Source organism: Pelomonas lactea, assembly GCF_043555885.1.
Taxonomy (GTDB): Bacteria; Pseudomonadota; Gammaproteobacteria; order Burkholderiales; family Burkholderiaceae_C; genus Pelomonas; species Pelomonas lactea.
This window is the reverse complement of record NZ_JBIGHX010000011.1, coordinates 76,844-95,310: the sequence shown is the minus strand read 5'-3', so window position 1 is coordinate 95,310 and position 18,467 is coordinate 76,844. Positions and strand designations below refer to the sequence as shown.

Below are 18,467 nucleotides of genomic sequence, written 5' to 3'. Positions count from 1 at the left end.
GTGTCATTCCAGCGCCAGCCGCAGTGCGGCTGCGCTGGCCCAGGGGCAGAGGAAGGCGGCCAGCGACAGGCAGGCGCCCAGCAGGCTGAGATGCGGCGCCGCGGGCAGGCCTTGCTGGCTGGCCGACACGGCCGCGCAGCCGAACACCAGCGGCGGCACGCTCAGGGGCAGCACGATGAGCGCCAGCAGCACATGGCCGCGCAGCCCCAGCGTCAGCGCGGCGCCCAGCGCGCCGATCAGCACCAGCGTGGGCGTGCCCAGCAGCAGCGCCAGTGCCAGCAGGCCGGCCGCGTCGCCGGGCATGCCGTACTGCAGCGCCAGCAGCGGCGCCACGACGATGAGCGGCAGGCAGGCAATGCACCAGTGGGCTGCCGTCTTCAGCGCCACCAGGCCCATCAGCGAGCGGGGCGCGAGCAGCCATTGCTCCAGGCTGCCGTCGGCCAGGTCGGGCTCGAACAGGCGGTGCAGCGAGATCAGCACGGCCAGCAGCGCCGCGACCCAGACGACGCCGGGGCCGATGGCGCGCAGCAGCGCGGCGTCCGGCCCGATGGCCAGCGGGAACAGCCCGCCGACGAGCACGAAGAACAGCAGGCCGCCCAGCGCATCGGCCGGGCGCTGCAGCGCGATGCGCAGCTCACGCAGGAAGACGGCGCTCAGCATGCGGTGGGCTGGCCCAGCACCAGCGGCCGGCACTGGCCGGCGGGCAGGCGCAGCGGCTGGTGCGTCGCGATGACGGCGAGGCCGCCGCCGGCCAGGTGCTGGGCCAGGCGCGCGTCGAACAGGCGCTCGCCGGCCTCGTCCAGCCCGGCGCAGGGTTCGTCCAGCAGCCACAGGCGCTGGCGTGCCATGCCCACGCGCGCGAGCGCGGTGCGGCGCTGCTGGCCCTGCGACAGCCGTTGCACCGGCCGCATCGCGACGGCCTCCAGCCCCCAGGCCCGCAGGGCTTCGTCGGGGGGCTCGGCCGGGTCGCCCGAGAGTTGCCGTGCGAAGCGCAGGTTGTCCAGCGCGCTGAGTTCGGGGCTGAGGCCGTTCAGGTGGCCGAGGTAGGCCACGCCGGCCTGGCCCGCCTTCGCGGGCTGGCCGCTCCACCGGGCGGCGCCGGCGGCTGCCGGCATGAGGCCGGCCAGCAGGCGCAGCAGGCTGCTCTTGCCGCTGCCGTTGGCGCCTCGCAGTTCCAGCGCCTGGCCGGGCGCCAGCTCGAAGCTCAGGCCCTTGAACAGGTAGCGCCCGCCGCGGCGGCAGGCCAGCGCTTCGGCATTCAGCAGCGGCCGGGCCTGCTCATGGCTTGGCATCACCGACCCGCGCGGCCTCGTCGCTCTTGGGGACCTTCTGGCCCGCCGTGTCCATCGGGCCTTCGCCCGGCGGGATGTGCGGCAGCCGGTGCGCGATGCCCTTGTGGCAGTCGATGCAGGTCTTTTCCTTGTTGGCCAGGTAGGTGGCGTGCATGTTCTGCGCGCGCAGGCTCTGGCGCGTGAAGTCCATGGAGTCGTAGTTGTGGCAGTTGCGGCACTCCAGCGAGTCGTTGGCCTTCAGCCGCGCCCATTCGTGGCGGGCCAGCTCCAGCCGCTTCTCCTGGAACTTCTCGCGCGTGTCGATGGTGCCGAAGACCTTGCCCCAGACCTCCTTGGAGGCCTGCATCTTGCGGGCGATCTTGTCGGTCCAGTCGTGCGGCACGTGGCAGTTGGAGCAGACCGCGCGCACGCCCGAGCGGTTGGTGTAGTGGATGGTGCTCTTGAGTTCGGCGAACACGTTGTCGCGCATCTCATGGCAGCCGGTGCAGAACTTCTCGGTGTTGGTCAGCTCCATCGCCGTGTTGAAGGCACCCCAGAACATCACGCCGCCGATGAAGCCGCCGATGGTCAGGAAGCCCAGGCTGAAATGGACGCTGGGGCGCCGGATGACGACCCAGTAGCGCTTCAGGAGATTCAACATGGCTGGTGGCTCCGGGTCGTGCTCACTTCTTGCTGCTCTTCTCGTTGGCCTTCTGGGCCTGCATGGCGCGCTGGATCACCGTGTCGACGTCCTGGAAGTTGTTCTGCACGATGGGCCGCACGCCATCTTGCGGCACATGGCATTGCATGCAGAAGTACCGGCGTGTGGACACCTGGGCCAGCGTGCGGCCGCTGCGATCCATGTAGTGCGTGACGCTGACGGGCACGGCCTGCGTCATCTCGGTCTTGGCGCGGGCGTGGCAGTCCAGGCATTTGTTGAAGTTCTTGTCGATCTGGTAGCCGTCCACGCGGTGCGGGATGGTGGGCGGCTGCATCGCGTAGTTGCGCGTGCGGCGCACGTCGTCGTTGACGGCGTTGCCCAGCACCGGCGGCTTGGTGGACTCGGTGATGGGCGTCGGGCCGCGGGCGGCGTCGACGAAGGGCCGGGCGGGCTCCTGCTGCGCGACGGCCAAGCCGGTGCACAGGCTCAGCAGCAGGGCGAGGTGTCTGAGCATCTTCATGGCGTCACTCCTCAGACCTTGGTGATCTTGACCGCGCACTTCTTGAAGTCGGTCTGCAGCGAGATCGGGTCGGTGGCGTCCAGCGTGACCTTGTTGATCAGCTGGCTGGCGTCGAACCATGGCACGAAGACGAGGCCGCGCGGCGGCTTGTTGCGGCCGCGGGTCTCGACGCGGGTGCGCATCTTGCCGCGCCGCGAGGCCACTTCCACCTCGCTGCCGCGCCGCACGCCCAGCGCCTTGGCGTCGTCGGGATGCATGTAGCACAGCGCGTTGGGCATGGCGCGGTGCAGCTCGGGCACGCGGCGCGTCATGGAGCCCGAGTGCCAGTGTTCCAGCACGCGGCCGGTGGACAGCCAGAACGGGAAGTCCTTGTCCGGTGCCTCCGGCGGCGGCTCGTAGGGCAGCGCGAAGATGACGGCCTTGCCGTCGGCGTGGCCGTAGAACTGGTAGCCGGTGCCGGCCTTCACGTAGGGGTCGCTGCCCTCGCGGTAGCGCCACAGCGTTTCCTTGCCGTTCACGACCGGCCAACGCAGGCCGCGGACCTTGTGGTACTCGTCGAACGGGGCCAGGTCATGCCCGTGGCCGCGGCCGAAGGCGGCGTATTCCTCGAACAGGCCTTTCTGCACGTAGAAGCCGAACGCCTTGGACTCGGCGTTCTCGTAGGCCTTGTCGGCGTCTGACAGCGGGAACTTGTCGACGTTGCCGTTGCGATAGAGCACGTCGAACAGCGTCTTGCCGCGCACCGCGGGCTGCTTGGCGATGAGCTCCTCAGGCCAGACCTCCTCGATCTTGAAGCGCTTGGAGAACTCCATCAGTTGCCAGAGGTCCGAGCGCGCGTCGCCCGGCGCGTTGACGAGCTGGTGCCAGAAGTGCGTGCGCCGCTCGGCGTTGCCGTAAGCGCCTTCCTTCTCCACCCACATCGCTGTCGGCAGGATGAGGTCGGCGGCCACGGCCGTGACAGTGGGGTAGGCGTCCGACACGACGATGAAGTTGTCCGGGTTGCGGTAGCCCGGATAGGCCTCGTTCATCAGGTTGGCGCCGGCCTGCATGTTGTTGTTGACCATCACCCAGTAGGCATTGAGCTTGCCGTCCTTGAGCATGCGGTTCTGCAGCACGGCGTGGAAGCCCGGCTTGTCGGGGATGGTGCCGTGGGGGATCTTCCAGATCTCCTCGGCGTGCTCGCGGTGCTTGGGGTTGGTCACCACCATGTCGGCCGGCAGGCGGTGCGAGAAGGTGCCCACCTCGCGCGCGGTGCCGCAGGCCGACGGCTGGCCCGTCAGCGAGAACGGGCTGTTGCCCGGCGAGGCGATCTTGCCGGTCAGCAGGTGGATGTTGTAGATGAGGTTGTTGGCCCAGGTGCCGCGCGTGTGCTGGTTGAAGCCCATGGTCCAGAACGACATGACCTTGGTCTTGGGGTCGGCGTACAGCTCGGCCAGCGCCAGCAGCCGGTTCTTGGGCACGCCGGTCAGCTTGGCGGTGTATTCCAGGTCGTAGGTGGACACGAACTTGGCGTACTCGTCGAACGAGATGGGCTTGGCGCCCGTCGGGTCGCCCGCGTTCTTGGCCGCCTTCTGCAGCGGGTGCTCGGGGCGCAGGCCGTAGCCGATGTCGGCGTTGCCGAGCTTGAAGTTGGTGTGCTTGTTGACGAAGTCCTTGTTGACCCGGCCCGTCGAGATGATGTGGTGGGCGATGTAGTTCAGGATCGCCAGGTCGGTCTGCGGCGTGAAGGTCAGCTCGATGTCGGCCAGCTCGTAGGAGCGGTGCTCGAAGGTCGACAGCACGGCCACCTTGACGTCGGGACCGGACAGGCGCCGGTCGGTCACCCGCGTCCACAGGATGGGGTGCATCTCCGCCATGTTGGAGCCCCACAGCACGAAGACCGTGGCCGCCTCGATGTCGTCATAGCAGCCCATGGGCTCGTCCATGCCGAAGGTGCGCATGAAGCCGGTGACGGCCGAGGCCATGCAGTGGCGCGCGTTAGGGTCGATGTTGTTGGTGCGAAAGCCCGCCTTCATCAGCTTGGATGCGGCGTAACCTTCCCACACCGTCCACTGGCCCGAGCCGAACATGCCGACGGACGTGGGGCCCTTGGCCTTCAGCGCGGCCTTCCACTTCTCGGCCATCACGTCGAAGGCCTTGTCCCAGGACACGGGCTGGAACTCGCCGTCCTTGGCGTACTGGCCGTTCTTCATGCGCAGCAGCGGCGTCGTCAGCCGGTCGTCGCCGTACATGATCTTGGACAGGAAGTAGCCCTTGACGCAGTTCAGGCCGCGGTTCACCTCGGCCTCGGGGTCGCCCTGGGTGGCGACGACGCGGTTGTCCTTGACGGCGACGCTGACGCCGCAGCCGGTGCCGCAGAAGCGGCAGGGCGCTTTGGACCAGGTCAGCTGCGACGCGTCCGCGTAGGCGTTGCCGGTCTGCGCGACCGCGATGGGAATGCCGGCGACGGAGCCGGCCGCTGCGGCGGCCGATTGCCGGACAAAGTCACGCCGTGTGGTCGACATGAGGGATCTCCGTGTTCAATGAGGCTAGCGATTCGACGTGCTGGTAGACCATCGCCACGCCGATGACGCCGGGGGTCTGCTGGATCAGGCCGACCTGATCCAGGATGGCGCCGCTCGTGGGCGCTTCGAGCGTGACGACGAACTTGCCACTGGCGTCGGTGCCGTGGATGCGGGCGTCGGCCAGCTGGGTGATGGCGGCGGTGACGTCAGCGCTGCAGTCGGGCAGCGCGTGGACGACGAGGCTGGTGATGTGGAGTTCGTCGTGCATCAGCTGCCCGGCGGGCCGGCGAACATCTGGTAGATCCAGATGGCGAAGCCGTAGCCGGCGACCACCATGACGGCCAGCACCGGCGCCATCACGATGGAGAGGAAGAGGAAGCTCCTGAGCTCCTCGGTCCGGGTGGAGGGCGGACCGTCAGGCAGTCGGCCACCGGTGGGTTCTAACATCGCAACTCCTGACCATCGACGTGATGATTCTGAGGGCTTCGCGTGACACCGGCGCCGGTTATATCGACGGACGTTGATGCATGTCAAACGATCGCCGCGATTGCCTCGGGCGCGGGTGCCATGGGTGACGGGCAGGCGTGTGGGCGGGCCATTGCGTCGGGGTAGACCCCAGCGCGGGTGAAAATTGATATCGCTAACATTTGCCTGGTATGTCTATCAGGCAAATGGAGTGCATGTGAGTTCACTGTTCAAGCGCGTTGCAGGCGGGTTGTGCATCGGCGCGATCACGTGGGGGCTGTCGGGCGGGGTCGGTGCGGCACCGGCCGGCACGATGCCGGCCACGTTCGACAACCCCGTGCTCAGCGGGTTCGCGTCCGACCCCAGCGTCTGCCGCTCGGGCGAGGACTTCTATCTCGTCACCAGCACCTTCGAGTACCTGCCCGGGCTGCCGGTCTATCACAGCCGCGACCTGGTGCACTGGCGGCTGATCGGCAATGCGCTGTCGCGCGAGAGCCAGCTGAGCTTCGTGGGTCGCAAGAGCTCGCAGGCCATCTTCGCGCCCACCATCCGCTGCGAGGCGGGGCGGTTCTACATCGTGACGACCGACGTCGGTGGCATCGGCAACTTCTTCATCACGGCCGGTGACCCGGCGGGGCCGTGGTCCGACCCGGTGCGGCTGCCGGAGGCCGTGTTCGGCATGGATCCGTCGTTCTTCTTCGACGATGACGGCACCGTCTACTACACGCGCCACGGTGGCGGCCGCAACGGCGGCGTCTACCAGGCACGCGTGGACCTCAAGGCCGGCAAACTGCTGGAGGAGCCGCGGCTGGTGTGGAGCGGCATGGGCGGCATCTGGCCCGAGGGGCCGCATCTGTACAAGCGCAACGGCTGGTACTACCTGATGATTGCCGAAGGTGGGACGTCGTACGACCACCGCGTCACGATGGCCCGTTCGCGTTCGCCGTGGGGGCCGTTCGAGGCCCACCCGGACAATCCGGTGCTGACGCACCGCCATCTGCCCGACCACCCGTTCCAGGCGCTGGGCCATGCCGACCTGGTGACCACGCCGAACGGCGACTGGTGGGCGACGCTGCTGGCCATCCGCCCGCAGGCGGCCGCCGGCGGGCGGCATCACCACATCGGCCGCGAGACACTGCTGTCGCCGGTGCGCTGGCGCGAGGACGGCTGGCCCGAGTTCGGCCAGCGCGGCGCGCTGGACCAGCCGCAGCCGACGAAGGGCCTGCCGGGCTGGCACCCGTGGCCGCAGCCCGCGGTGCGGGAGACCTTCGCGGCCGACCGCGCGTTGCCGCCGCACTGGACCTTTCTGCGCACGCTGGCGGCGGGCCGGTGGTCGCTGGCGGCCCGGCCGGGGCAGCTGCGCCTCATCGGCGGCCGCACGGGGCTGGACGTGGTGGGCACGCCCGCTTTCGTCGGCCGGCGTCAGGAGCGGCTGAACCAGCGCTTCGCCACGGAGATGGACTTCGCGCCGGCTGCGCCGGGCGACACGGCGGGCGTGGCGCTGCGCATGAACGAGTCCCACCACGCGCTGCTGCGCGTGACCGGCGCGGCCGAGCGGCGCGTGGAGTGCGTGCTGAAGACCGGCGGGGCGCCGGAGGTGCTGGCGTCAGCGGCCGTGCCGGCGGCGGCGCTGCAGCTGCAGGTGCGGGCCGAGCCTCGGCAGTACCACGTCGCCTGGCGGGCGGCGGGGCCGGCGGGCGACTGGCGGCCGCTGTGCAGCATCCCCACGCACCGGCTGTCCACCGAGACGGCCACGGGCTTCACCGGCGTCTACCTGGGCCTGTTCGCGCAGAGCGCCACCGACAAGCCGGCGACGGCCGACTTCGCCTGGGTCGACTTCGAGGCGCTGGGCCCCTGATCGCGGACTGCGGCACGGCGTCGATGCCGCGCCGCCACGAATCGGGAAAACGATAGGTCGTCTGACAAGGTGCGGGACTAGACTGAAATGGTTGCGTTATCAATCATTTGGTTGATTTACCGCTAGACGGCCTGCCGCGCCACGGCGGGCACCCCACAAAGGCCCGCGCACGAGGCCAGCAAGGAGACGAGAGTGAACGGATATCCGATGGAAGCCGGCCGCCGCCGCATGGGCGTGGCCCGAGATGTTTTCGCAACCACAACGTTGGCCGGCATGATTGCCTGTGCCTACGCGCAAGGGGCGCCCGCGCCCGCGGGCGCTGCGTCGGCTCCGGCCGCCAAGGGCAACACGCTGGAGACGGTGACGGTCACGGGCTTTCGCAGCTCGCTGGCCAATGCGGCACGCGAGAAGCGTGAGGACGTGGGCCTGAGCGAGACGGTGTTTGCCGAAGACATCGGCAAGTTCCCCGACGCCAGCATCGCCGACTCGCTGTCCCGCGTGCCCGGCGTGCGCGTCAACCGCGCCACCATCGACGGCGAGGGCATGAATATCTCCATCCGCGGCATGGGCGCCAACTTCACGCGCGTGCTGCTGAACGGCGCGCCGATGGCGTCGGCGTCGGCGGGCTCCTGGGGCGGCAACATCAGCGCCAACCGCGAGGTGGACATGGACTTCCTGCCGTCGGAGCTGTTCCGCAGCGCGACGGTCTACAAGAGCCAGCGCGCCGGCATCATGGAAGGCGGCATCGCCGGCACGGTGGACATGCGCAGCCTGCGGCCGTTCGACAAACAGGGCTTCCGCTCGGCGTTCACGCTCAGCGGCAACTATCGCGACCAGGTCGGCAAGTGGAGCGACACCGGCTCGGCCATCGTCAGCAACACCTGGCGCTCCAGCACCTTCGGCGACTTCGGCGCGCTGGTGGGCGCGGCCTGGGGGCACACCAAGTACAAGACCACCGGCTTCCAGACGGTGGACATGCGCAACTTCCAGCTCAAGTCCTTCCAGGCCAACGCGGCTGACAACCCCAACAACTCCGGTGGCGGCTCGCAATCCACGCCCGATACGGTGCCCAGCGGCCTGGCGCTGAACGACCTGCCGGCCTTCGCGCGCCCCATCCTCGTGCCGGGCGCGCAGATCAACCGCCAGATGCTGCTGGATCTGAACCCCGGCGCCAGCATCAAGCAGATCGACAACGCGCTGATGGGCCGGCTGGGTCGCCACATCAGCTACGAGGGTGAGCGCGAGCGCGCCAGTGGCATCGTCAGCCTGCAGTGGCGCCCCAATGAGAGGACCGATCTCTACCTCGACCTGATGGGCGCCGAGAAGTCCAACAAGATGGTCTACAACGCGATGAACGCCGGCACGCGTGCGAACACGCCCATTCCCATCGGCATGGAGTTCGACCGCACCGACTGCGTCAGCGGCTGCGTGCTGACCAAGGCGACGTTTGCCAACACCTTCTGGTCGCTGGAGTTCCGGCCCATGGAGGAGAAGACCAAGTTCTGGAGCTTCAACCCCGGCTTCGAGCTGCGCCCCAATGACGACTGGGTCATCGACGGCCACCTCAACAAGACCTACAGCGACTTCTACCGCGACATGCCCACGGTGCTGCTCGCCACGCGCTCGCCCACCTCCGTCATCACCTACGACAACTCCCGCCCGGGCGAGCTGCCGCGCTACAGCAGCAACCTCAACCTCAACGATCCGACCAACTTCGGCTGGTACCAGGCCGGCCAGGGCCTGTCGGGCCTGCGCATGGACCTCTACGACCGCCGCAACACGACGGACGGCGCGCGGCTGAACGTGAAGTGGGGTGACGAGGCGTTGAACGTTCGCATGGGTGTGTCGCGGGACGACATCGAGCGCCGCTACCGCGGCTACTCCGTGGCGGACGCGTGGATGAACGTGGCCTGCGGCAACAACGTCAACTACCGCTTCTTTGCACCCAATCCGCAGCTGCGCAGCCCCGGCTGCGACGGCCGCAGCACGCCGGGCGCCATCGCCGATGCCGCGACCGCCTACCCCGGCTTCGGCACCGGCTCCACGGCCGGCGCGCCGGCGCTGGCCTACCTGGGCTCGGTCGTCACCAACGCCAAGGTGCCCGACTACGCGATGGCGTCCGCGCAAGGCTTCATCACCGTCAACTGGGACAAGTTCGCCAAGGACACCGACTACGCCTACTTCCGCGACAACATCCGCCGCGGCTTCAACAACGGCAGCGGCGGCTACATCCGCGAGCTGGTGGAGGCCGCCTACGGCGAGATCAGCGGCGTGCTGCGGCCGTTCAACCGCACGCTGCGTTACAACGCCGGCCTGCGCTATGCGAGCACGCTGCAGACCATCGGCGAAGTGCGCTCACAGGGCGATCCGCGCAACGCGTCGCTGCAGAGCGGCGGCCTGTACGACAACAACGCCGTCTGGGTCTACGAGACCACCAAGTACACCAACCTGCTGCCGTCGTTCACGCTGGCGTACAACATCATGCCGGACCTGATCGGCCGCGCCTCGGCGTCCAAGTCGCTGACCCGCGCCAACCCGGCCGACCTGCGCCAGACCAGCCTGTCCATCGGCGACCAGGGCGCGCGCCAGGGCAACATCACCAACCCCAACCTCAAGCCGTTCAAGTCCAACAACTTCGACCTGTCGCTGGAGTACTACCTGAACCGCGAGGCCTACGTGGCGCTCAGCGGCTTCGGCAAGGACCTGGTGGGCCGCCCCGGCAACCGGCTGGTCACCTACACGCTGGCGCAGCTGGACGCGCTGTACGGCACCGTGGGCCTGACCGACGCGCAGCTGCAGTCCGTCGCCGCCAGCGGCGGGCGCGACAAGCACCTGGTCGAGATCACCGAGCCCTACAACATCGACACCAAGCTCAAGGTGCGCGGCCTGGAGCTGACCTGGCAGCAGCCGCTGGACTTCCTGCCGATCAAGGGCTTCGGCTTCACGGCCAACTACACGTACACCAAGCAGACCGACGAGCTGCCCAACGCGCTGCCGGTGGCCGGCGTGCCGCCGCGCACCAACAACCTGACGGTCTACTACGAGCGCAACGGCCTGAGCTTGCGCGTGTCGCGCCAGTACCAGTCCGAGCACATCGTCAACGCCAGCGTGGGCCTGTCCACGCCCGGTGCCTACATGTGGACGATTGCCCGCACGCAGATCGACGCGTCGGCCGGCGTGAACCTGAAGCAGGCCTTCGGCTTTCCCTACGACGCCAGCCTGAACGTCAGCGTCTGGAACGCGGCGGACGCCGTCAGCCGCACCTATGTGCAGTTCCCCGGCGCGGTGTTCGACGAGTACAAGCCGGGCCCCAGCTACAACGTGTCCATGCGCGTCGCGTTCTGACGTCCGCAAGCAGCGCAGCGCAGCGCCCCTGACGGGCGCGGCGCCTTGCGCACCTCCTGGGCTTTGGGCCGGCGGATTCGCCGGCCTATTTTTCTTTGCCGCGTGTCAGTCGTCGGCGCGCCGGTCCGCGAACCTGAACCAGTCCACGTCGACATGGCCGCCGTTGCCGGCCGCCGCCGTGTTGAAGCAGAACAGCGCCACCTGCGGCCCCTGGAAGGTGCCCGTGCGCCAGTCGTAGACCAGCTCGAACTCGTCGCCCAGCGGCCGGGCGGTGCCGCCGTCCAGCCACGAGAGCCGGCCCCGTTCGCGCGTGAAGTCCATCTCCAGCCGCAGCGTCACCGTGCCGGCCGCCAGCGGCACGTCCGGGCCGGGCTGCACGGTGGCGGCCAGGCGGTCGCCGTTGTCGATGATGGTGTGCCGCTCCAGCCGCAGCCCGCCGTCCTCGCCACGCACGGCCGCGATGCCGGCGTTGACCTTGCCCAGCGTGCCCAGCCCGCAGCGGTCGCCGGCCGCCAGGCCCGCCAGGTCCAGCCGCACATCGGCGCGGCTGTACGGCCCCTGGCCCTTCTGCGTCAGCGTGTTGCGGGCGGTCCAGAAGCCGGTCGCCCGCGTCGCCTTCAGCCGCAGGAAGCCCGGCCGCTCGCTGAGCGACCAGCGCGTGTCGTCGGGGTTGTGGTTCCACGCCCACTGCAGGCCCAGCGCCGGCGCGTCGAACTCGTCGGACGTGGCGGGCTGCTGCGGCGGCTGGCCCTGCACCGGCTTGCGCGCCACGGCCGGCACGCGGTTCGGCGCCTCGGGCGTGCCCCACACGGGCCAGTCGTCGCGCCAGAAGATGGGGCTGAAGTTCGTCACGCGGCCGATGGCCGGCTTGTCCTGCATGACGAAGCCCCACCAGCGCCCGTCCGCCAGGTCCACGATGGCGCCCTGGTGGCCGCCGCTGGTGGCGCTGTCGATGGCGTGGATGGTTTCCCACGGGCCGGTCAGCGCGCGGGCGCGCGAGATCGTCATCGCCAGCCGCCGCGGCACCGCATTGAACATGTAGATCCAGTCGCCGCGGCGGACCAGCTTGGAGCCCTCGGCGCCGGGGATGTGGTGGATCCGGCGGGCCTCGGTGACGCGGGTCAGGTCCGCGCTCAGCGACAGCAGCGTCACCGTGCCGTCGCTGCCGATGGCCGTGGCGATGTAGGCCCGGCCGTCGGTGTCGAAGAACAGCGCGGGGTCGAAGGCCGCGCGGTCCAGCGCATGGCAGCGCCACGGGCCGGCCACCTGGGCGGCGCGGCACAGCCGCGTGTTCTGGCCCACCACGGTGAACGCGACGATGAACTCGCCGCCCTGAAAGCGCAGGCTGGGCGCGAACACGCCGCGCCGGTAGACGTTGCCGCCCGTCAGGTCGAACGCCGGGCCGCCGTCCAGCCGCGGCAGCACATGGCCGGCGATGCGCCAGTTGACGAGGTCGCGCGAGTGCAGGATGCGCAGCCCCGGCGAGTTCGCGAACGTGGTGGTGGCGAAGTAGAAGTCCTCGCCGACGCGGATGACATCGGGGTCGGGGTAGTCGGCGTACAGCGGCGGGTTGGTGTAGGTGCCGTCGCCGTTGTCGGCCTGCCAGGCCAGGGCGGGCAGGGCGGCCAGCAGCAGCGCGGCCGCGCCCAGTGCCAGCGCGATGCGCACGGCCAGGGGCTGCTTCATGGCAGGTTGTCCTTCAGATAGATCTCGATGCGCAGCGGCGGGACATCGTCCTGGCCGCGCTGGCGTGTCAGCCGCGCCAGCGCCAGCCGGCAGGCCAGCTGTGCCTCCTGCGCGGCCGACTGGCCGATGACGGCGCTGGCCGTGCCGTCCAGCAGCGCGGCGCGGGTGTGCGGCGTCAGCTCGTGGCACACCCAGGCCACGCCGCGCCGCCGCAGCGCCGCGTGGATGCCGTCGTTGCCGGCGCCGATGCTGTAGAGGCCGGCCAGGTCGGGCCGCTCGTCCAGCAGCCGCGCCACCAGCGGCTGGGCCGACTCCGCACGGTCCTTGCAGGCCAGCGGCGGCAGCAGCGCGAGCCCGGGATGTTCGGCCGCCATGCGCTCGCGAAAGCCGGCCAGCCGCTGCGCGTGATCGTGCAGGGCCTGCGAGCCCAGCACGATGCCCACCGGGCCCGGCCGCCCCGCCAGGCTGCGCGCCAGCAGCGATGCCGCCGTGCGGCCCGCGGCGCGGTTGTCGATGCCGACGAAATGCAGGCGGCCGCGCGCGGCGATGTCGGACACGAGCGTGATGACGCAGGTGCCGTCGCCCGCCATGCGCTCCACCGCGTCGCGCACCAGCGGGTCGTCCTCCAGCATCAGCACCACGGCGTCGTACTGGCCACGCAGCCGGCGCACGGCGGCCGACGCGGCAGCCGGTGCGAACGCGTCGGTCGTGCGCACATCCACGCGAGCATGGTGCTCGGCCAGCCAGGGCGCCAGCGCATGCAGCGCCTCGCGCAGCTGCTCGACGAAATGATTGGGCCCCGCCGGCAGCAGGAAGCACAGCAGCCAGCTGCCGCCGCGCGGCCGCGGTGCGGTGGCCGGCTCCTGCTGCAGCGTGAGCCGCGACACAGCCTCCTGCACGCGCGCCAGCGTGCGTGCGCTGACACCCGGGCGCTGGTTCAGCACGCGGTCCACGGTGGCCAGGCTGACGCCGGCTTCCCGGGCCACGTCGTTCAGCCGGGCCCGCCATTCAGGGCGCTGCGGCAGCGCGCTCACCGCGGGCTCCCGCCTTCGGTCAACTTCATGAGAAGTCTTGCCTCTGCTTGTTTGGTATCGCTATCATATTTGTCCGCCAACCCATACTTCCTGGCGTTTCCCCCAACGCGATGGCTGACCGGGGACGGGTGACGAGAGCGATAACAACGACAGTCAGGAGACCTCATGCACGGCAACCCCTGGCGGCGCGCGGCCGCCGGCCTGGCGCTGGCCCTGGTGGCGGCGCTGCCGGCGCTGGCGCGCGAGCGCATCGACCTCGCCACCGGCTGGCGCTTCCACCGCGGCGACCCGGCCGGCGCCTCCGCACGGCTGATGTACGACCAGCGCCCCGAGGTGACCGCCTCGGCCGACGGCAAGGTGGCCGACGCGCGGCCCGACGAGGCCGTCAAGGCCACGGGCGCCGCGTCGGGCCTCGTGCTCAAGCCCTGGGTGCTGCCCAGCGCCAACGCCTTCATCGGCGACCCGGCCCGGCGCCACCGCCGCCCCGACGGCCACCCCGGCAGCGACGTCGCCTTCGTGCAGCCCGGCTTCGACGACCGCGGCTGGCAGGCCGTCACGCTGCCGCATGACTGGGCCATCGCCGGGCCGTTCCTGCAGACGGGCCCCTACGGCGGCATGGGTCGGCTGCAGACGTGGGGCCCGGTCTGGTACCGCCGCGCGCTGGACATTCCCGCCAGCGACCAGGGGCGCTCGCTGTTCCTGGACGTGGACGGTGCGATGGCCTACGCGACCGTCTGGCTCAACGGCAAGCTGGTGGGCGGCTGGCCCTACGGCTACAACTCGTTCCGGCTGGACCTGACGCCGTGGGCCCGGCCCGGCGGCGCCAACCAGCTGGTCATCCGGCTGGACAACCCGCCCGAGTCCGCCCGCTGGTACCCCGGCGCGGGGCTGTACCGCAAGGTCTGGCTGACGAAGACGGCGCCGGTGCACGTGGCCCACTGGGGCACCACGGTGACGACGCCCGAGGTGTCGGCCGAGCAGGCCACCGTGCAGGTCCGCGTGCGCGTGGACAACGACGGCGCCGCGGCCGCGGCGGTGGACGTGCTGACCGAGGTCTTCGCGCTGGACGCCGATGGCCGCCCCACCGGCGACGCCGTGGCCGCCGCGCGCAACCCCGGGCTGGGCGTGCCGGCGGCCGGGCAGGGCGAGGTGACGGCCTCGCTGCGCATCGCCAGGCCGCGCCTGTGGGGGCCGGCGCCGCAGCAACTGCCGCAGCGCTACGTCGCCGTCACGCGGCTGGTGGGCGCGGCCGGCGAGCTGGACCGTCATGAGACGCCCTTCGGCATCCGCACGCTGCGCTTCGATGCCGACACGGGCCTGCACGTCAACGGCCAGCCGGTGAAGCTGCAGGGCGTCAACCTGCACCATGACCTTGGCGCCTTGGGTGCCGCCTTCAACGTGCGCGCCGCCGAGCGGCAGCTGCAGATCCTGCAGGCCATGGGCGCCAACGCCATCCGCCTGGCGCACAACCCGCCGGCGCCGGAGTTCCTGGACCTGTGCGACCGCCTGGGCCTGCTGGTCGTCGACGAGATCTTCGACAGCTGGGAGCGCAAGAAGACGCCGCTGGACTTTCACCTGATCTTCCCGGACTGGCACGAGCCCGACCTGCGCGCCATGCTGCGCCGCGACCGCAACCACCCGTCCATCGTCATGTGGAGCATCGGCAACGAGGTGGGCGAGCAGTACACCGGCGAAGCCGGCGCCGCCGTTGCGCGCCGCCTGCATCAGATCGCCCGCGAGGAAGACCCGACGCGCCCGACGACGACGGCGATGAACTTCGCCAAGTCCGACATGCCGCTGCCCGCCGAGGTGGACGTCATCAGCCTGAACTACCAGGGCGAAGGCATCCGCCAGGACCCCGAGTTCATCGGCACCGACCGCATCCGCACGCCGCCGCAGTACCCGCACTTCCACGCGAAGTTCCCGGGCAAGCTCATCGTCAGCAGCGAGACGGCGTCGGCCTTCAGCAGCCGCGGCGTCTACCTGTTCCCGGTCACACCGGCGCAGAGCTCCATCACGCGCGACGGCCGCGGCGGCGACTCGCAGGCGCTGCAGGTCAGCGGCTATGAGCTGCACGCGGTGGACTTCGGCGCGTCGGCCGACAAGGTGTTCAAGGCGCTGGACGCCCACCCCTTCGTCGCCGGCGAGTTCGTCTGGACCGGCTTCGACTACCTCGGCGAGCCCACGCCGTACTACGCGGCGCGCAGCTCGTATTCCGGCATCGTCGACCTGGCCGGCTTCCCCAAGGACCGCTACTGGCTCTACCAGTCGCGCTGGCGGCCCGAGCTGCCCATGGCCCACCTGCTGCCGCACTGGACCTGGCCCGAGCGCATGGGCCAGGTCACGCCGGTGCATGCGTTCACCAGCGGCGACGAGGCCGAGCTGTTCCTGAATGGCCGCTCGCTGGGCAAGCGCAAGAAGGGCGCGGGTGAATACCGCCTGCGCTGGGACGACGTCGTCTACGAGCCCGGCACGCTGACGCTGCAGGCCTACAAGGGCGGCCAGCCGTGGGCCACCGCCAGCGTTGCCACAGCCGGCGCCGCGACGCGGCTGGCGCTGCAGGCCGACCGCGGCACCATCGCCGCCGACGGCAGCGATCTCAGCTTCGTCACGCTGCGCATCACCGACGCGCAAGGCCGCACCGTGCCGCGCGCCGACGCGCGCATCCGGTTCAGCATCGACGGCCCCGGCGACATCGTCGCCACCGACAACGGCGATGCGACCAGCTTCGAGGCCTTCCCGTCGCTGAGCCGCCGCGCGTTCAGCGGCCAGGCGCTGGCCATCGTCCGCGGCCGTGCCGGCGTGGCGGGCAAGCTCACGGTGCGCGCGCAGGCCGACGGCCTGACCGCGGCCGAGGTCACCGTTGACACGCAGCAGGGCCGATGACCGTCATCGAGCACGCCGCCAGGCCGGGGTGGGTTGGCGACACGTGAGAAGGGCAGGGCTTCCAACCCGCCCCGCCCCGCCACGCTCACTGAGGGTACTTCTTCCCCGCCGTCTCCAACGCCCAGTCATCGCTGCGCGCCGGCGCCGCGGGCAGGCCGTCGCCGCCGACGAGGTTGGACTCGCTGGGGTTGTCCATCCACGCGTAGCGCGCCGCCAGCGGCGCCGCCACGGCCGGGCTGCTGAGGACGACGGCGTTGCCCTCGATGCGCGCGGTCGCCGCCACGAACTTGCGGTCCGCCCCCGCCAGCACGAAGCCACGCAGCGCCTCGCCCGCCAGCGCCGGGCGCAAGCCGCCGCCGGTGTGCTTGAAGCGCAGCCACAGCTCGTTGCCGCGCACCTCCGAGCCCGCCAGCACCGGGCCGCTGGCCGGCGCCGCGCGCAGGCCCAGGTCGTGCAGCGCCAGGCCGGCCAGGCGCTGGCCCAGCGTGCGCTTGTTGCGCGGGTGGATGTCGTTGGCGTCGCCCACGTCGAGGGCGACCGCCATGCCGGTGTGCGGCAGCTTCAGCGCCTGCGCCTGCGCGTCGCGCAGCTCGGCCCAGCCGCCGTGACCGGGGCGGTTGTTCTGCAGCGGCAGGAACGACGCCAGCTGCACGAAGAAGAACGGCAGCTGCGGCTGGCCGAACTGCGTGCGCCAGTCGGTGATGAGGCGCTGGAACTCGCCGGCATAGGCGGCTGCGCGGCCGGTGTTGCTCTCGCCCTGGTACCAGAGCACGCCGCGGAAGGACAGACCCTGCAGCGGCGCGACGAGGCCGTTGTGGGCCAGGGTCGGCGCGTCATTGGCCGTCGGCCCGTTGCCCACCGTCACCCGCTCGACGCGCGCGTGCCAGGCCCCGGCCAGCGGCACGGCGCCCGCGGTCGTGTCCAGCCGCAGCGAGGCGGCGTCGCCGTGGATGCCGCCGCCGCCGCCCGTGTCGGTCACGCGCATGGCGATCCAGTTCGCCCCCGCGCGCAGCAGGCCGGCGGGCACGGCATAGCGGCGCGGCTGGTCGTAGCCGCACTGGCCGCCCACCTTCTGGCCGTTGACCCAGACCTCGTCGCAGTCGTCCACCTTGGCCAGGTGCAGCTCGGCGGCGCCGGCAGCCTGCGCGGCGCTGAGCTCCAGCTTGCGGCGCAGCCAGACGATGCCGTCCACGTCGGCCAGGCCCTGGCCTTCCCAGACGCCCGGCGCCTGCAGCACGGGCCAGCCGGCGTCCAGGTCGCCGGCGGCCGACCAGCCGCTGGCATCCACGCCCTGCCAGGGCAGCCCCGGCTGCCACGCGGCCACGCGCGTCTCCAGCCGCTGGCGCAGCGCCTGCGCGAAGCCGGTGTTGTCGGCAGGCAGGTCCTTCACGAACGGTGCCAGCGCGGCGTCGGCCAGCGCCATGTCGCGGCGCACCCAGGTCTCCAGGTGCGAGCCGCCCCAGGCGGTGTTGACCAGGCCCACCGGCACGCCCAGCGTCGTCTGCATCTGGCGCGCGAAGTGGTAGCCCACGGCGCTGAACTCGCCCACCTTGCCGGTCTCGGCCACCACCCAGGGAGCCGGCGCGATGTCGGCCTCGGGCCGCAGGCTGGCGCGCAGCGGCACGCGCAGGTGGCGCAGCTGCGCGTTCTGCGGCGAGGCAATCTCCTGCGTCGCCGTGTCGGTGGCCTGCAGCGGCCATTCCATGTTGGACTGGCCGCCCAGCAGCCAGACGTCGCCGATGAGGATGTCGCTGCGGCGGGCCTCGCCGTCGCCCGTCACCTGCAGCTCGTGCGGCCCGCCGGCCTTGAGCGCGGGCAGCTGTGCCAGCCAGCGGCCGTCAGCGCCGGCCTTCGCGGTGGCCTTGTGGCCGGCCAGCACGACGCTCAGCGTGCGGCCAGGCGCGGCCCAGCCCCAGACGCGGATGGGTTGGTCGCGCTGCAGCACCATGTGGTCGCCGAACACCTGGGCCAGGCGCACATCCGCCTGGGCCGTGGCACCGAACAGGCCCAGCAGGGCGGGGATGAGCGGCCGCGCGAGGCGGCGCAGGGCGGGTGAAGTCATGGGTCTCCTTGGTTCTGGGCCGTCGCCTGTGCGCGGCGATCGTTCATGTAGCGCTAACAACCGGCGCAGCCGCCGGGCAGGCGCGATTTTGCAGGCTGGCAGACGCGTTTCGTGACGGATTGCACCCGCTCGTACGGCCCACAGCAGCAATGGGGGCGCAACCATTAGGGTGGTA

At 70.7% G+C, this 18,467-nt stretch carries 13 protein-coding genes; 3 read left to right on the top strand and 10 right to left on the bottom strand.

What is annotated here, in order from left to right; all coding sequences use genetic code 11:
• Positions 1–3: 3 nt before the first annotated feature.
• From ccmB to napE, 7 genes are read right to left on the bottom strand one after another with little or no spacing between them, the layout of a single operon-like run.
• Positions 4–660, bottom strand: coding sequence for a heme exporter protein CcmB (ccmB, locus tag ACG04Q_RS24250; protein ID WP_394514194.1), 657 nt, complete (start codon positions 658–660; stop codon positions 4–6).
• Positions 654–1,292: a cytochrome c biogenesis heme-transporting ATPase CcmA gene (gene ccmA, locus ACG04Q_RS24245; RefSeq protein ID WP_394514192.1), complete on the bottom strand. Its 639-nt coding sequence runs from the start codon at positions 1,290–1,292 to the stop codon at positions 654–656. The genes ccmB and ccmA overlap by 7 nt, the downstream gene beginning before the upstream one ends.
• Positions 1,279–1,932 (bottom strand): cytochrome c3 family protein, encoded by a 654-nt coding sequence (locus ACG04Q_RS24240; RefSeq protein WP_394514190.1) that lies wholly within the window; start codon positions 1,930–1,932, stop codon positions 1,279–1,281. Before ACG04Q_RS24240 ends, ccmA begins: the two co-directional genes overlap by 14 nt.
• Before the next feature lie 22 nt (positions 1,933–1,954).
• Positions 1,955–2,452, bottom strand: a complete 498-nt coding sequence (locus ACG04Q_RS24235; protein WP_394514188.1) for a nitrate reductase cytochrome c-type subunit — start codon at positions 2,450–2,452, stop codon at positions 1,955–1,957.
• A gap of 11 nt (positions 2,453–2,463) precedes the next feature.
• A complete protein-coding gene (napA, locus tag ACG04Q_RS24230) occupies positions 2,464–4,956 on the bottom strand; it encodes a periplasmic nitrate reductase subunit alpha (protein WP_394514186.1) in 2,493 nt (830 codons plus the stop codon).
• Positions 4,937–5,224, bottom strand: coding sequence for a chaperone NapD (locus tag ACG04Q_RS24225; protein WP_394514184.1), 288 nt, complete (start codon positions 5,222–5,224; stop codon positions 4,937–4,939). The genes napA and ACG04Q_RS24225 overlap by 20 nt, the downstream gene beginning before the upstream one ends.
• Positions 5,224–5,403, bottom strand: a complete 180-nt coding sequence (gene napE / locus ACG04Q_RS24220) for a periplasmic nitrate reductase, NapE protein (protein ID WP_394514182.1) — start codon at positions 5,401–5,403, stop codon at positions 5,224–5,226. Before napE ends, ACG04Q_RS24225 begins: the two co-directional genes overlap by 1 nt.
• Before the next feature lie 235 nt (positions 5,404–5,638).
• On the opposite strand from napE, the gene ACG04Q_RS24215 reads away from it, so the two are divergent.
• Together ACG04Q_RS24215 and ACG04Q_RS24210 are read left to right on the top strand one after the other, a co-directional pair.
• Positions 5,639–7,279, top strand: coding sequence for a glycoside hydrolase family 43 protein (locus ACG04Q_RS24215; protein ID WP_394514180.1), 1,641 nt, complete (start codon positions 5,639–5,641; stop codon positions 7,277–7,279).
• Between the two features lie 273 nt (positions 7,280–7,552).
• Positions 7,553–10,624: a TonB-dependent receptor gene (locus ACG04Q_RS24210; RefSeq protein WP_394514178.1), complete on the top strand. Its 3,072-nt coding sequence runs from the start codon at positions 7,553–7,555 to the stop codon at positions 10,622–10,624.
• Positions 10,625–10,729: 105 nt separating this feature from the next.
• Here ACG04Q_RS24210 and ACG04Q_RS24205 read toward each other — a convergent pair whose 3' ends face one another.
• Complete coding sequence (locus tag ACG04Q_RS24205; RefSeq protein WP_394514176.1) at positions 10,730–12,310, bottom strand: glycoside hydrolase family 43 protein; 1,581 nt, start codon at positions 12,308–12,310, stop codon at positions 10,730–10,732.
• A complete protein-coding gene (locus ACG04Q_RS24200) occupies positions 12,307–13,344 on the bottom strand; it encodes a LacI family DNA-binding transcriptional regulator (protein ID WP_394514174.1) in 1,038 nt (345 codons plus the stop codon). The genes ACG04Q_RS24205 and ACG04Q_RS24200 overlap by 4 nt, the downstream gene beginning before the upstream one ends.
• Before the next feature lie 165 nt (positions 13,345–13,509).
• Here ACG04Q_RS24200 and galB point away from each other — a divergent pair, with 165 nt between their 5' ends.
• On the top strand, positions 13,510–16,230 hold the full coding sequence (galB, locus tag ACG04Q_RS24195; protein ID WP_394514172.1) for a beta-galactosidase GalB: 2,721 nt from the start codon (positions 13,510–13,512) through the stop codon (positions 16,228–16,230).
• Positions 16,231–16,315: 85 nt separating this feature from the next.
• Here the strand turns inward: galB and ACG04Q_RS24190 are convergent, their stop codons facing one another.
• Positions 16,316–18,292, bottom strand: coding sequence for a sialate O-acetylesterase (locus ACG04Q_RS24190; protein ID WP_394514169.1), 1,977 nt, complete (start codon positions 18,290–18,292; stop codon positions 16,316–16,318).
• Positions 18,293–18,467 lie beyond the last annotated feature (175 nt).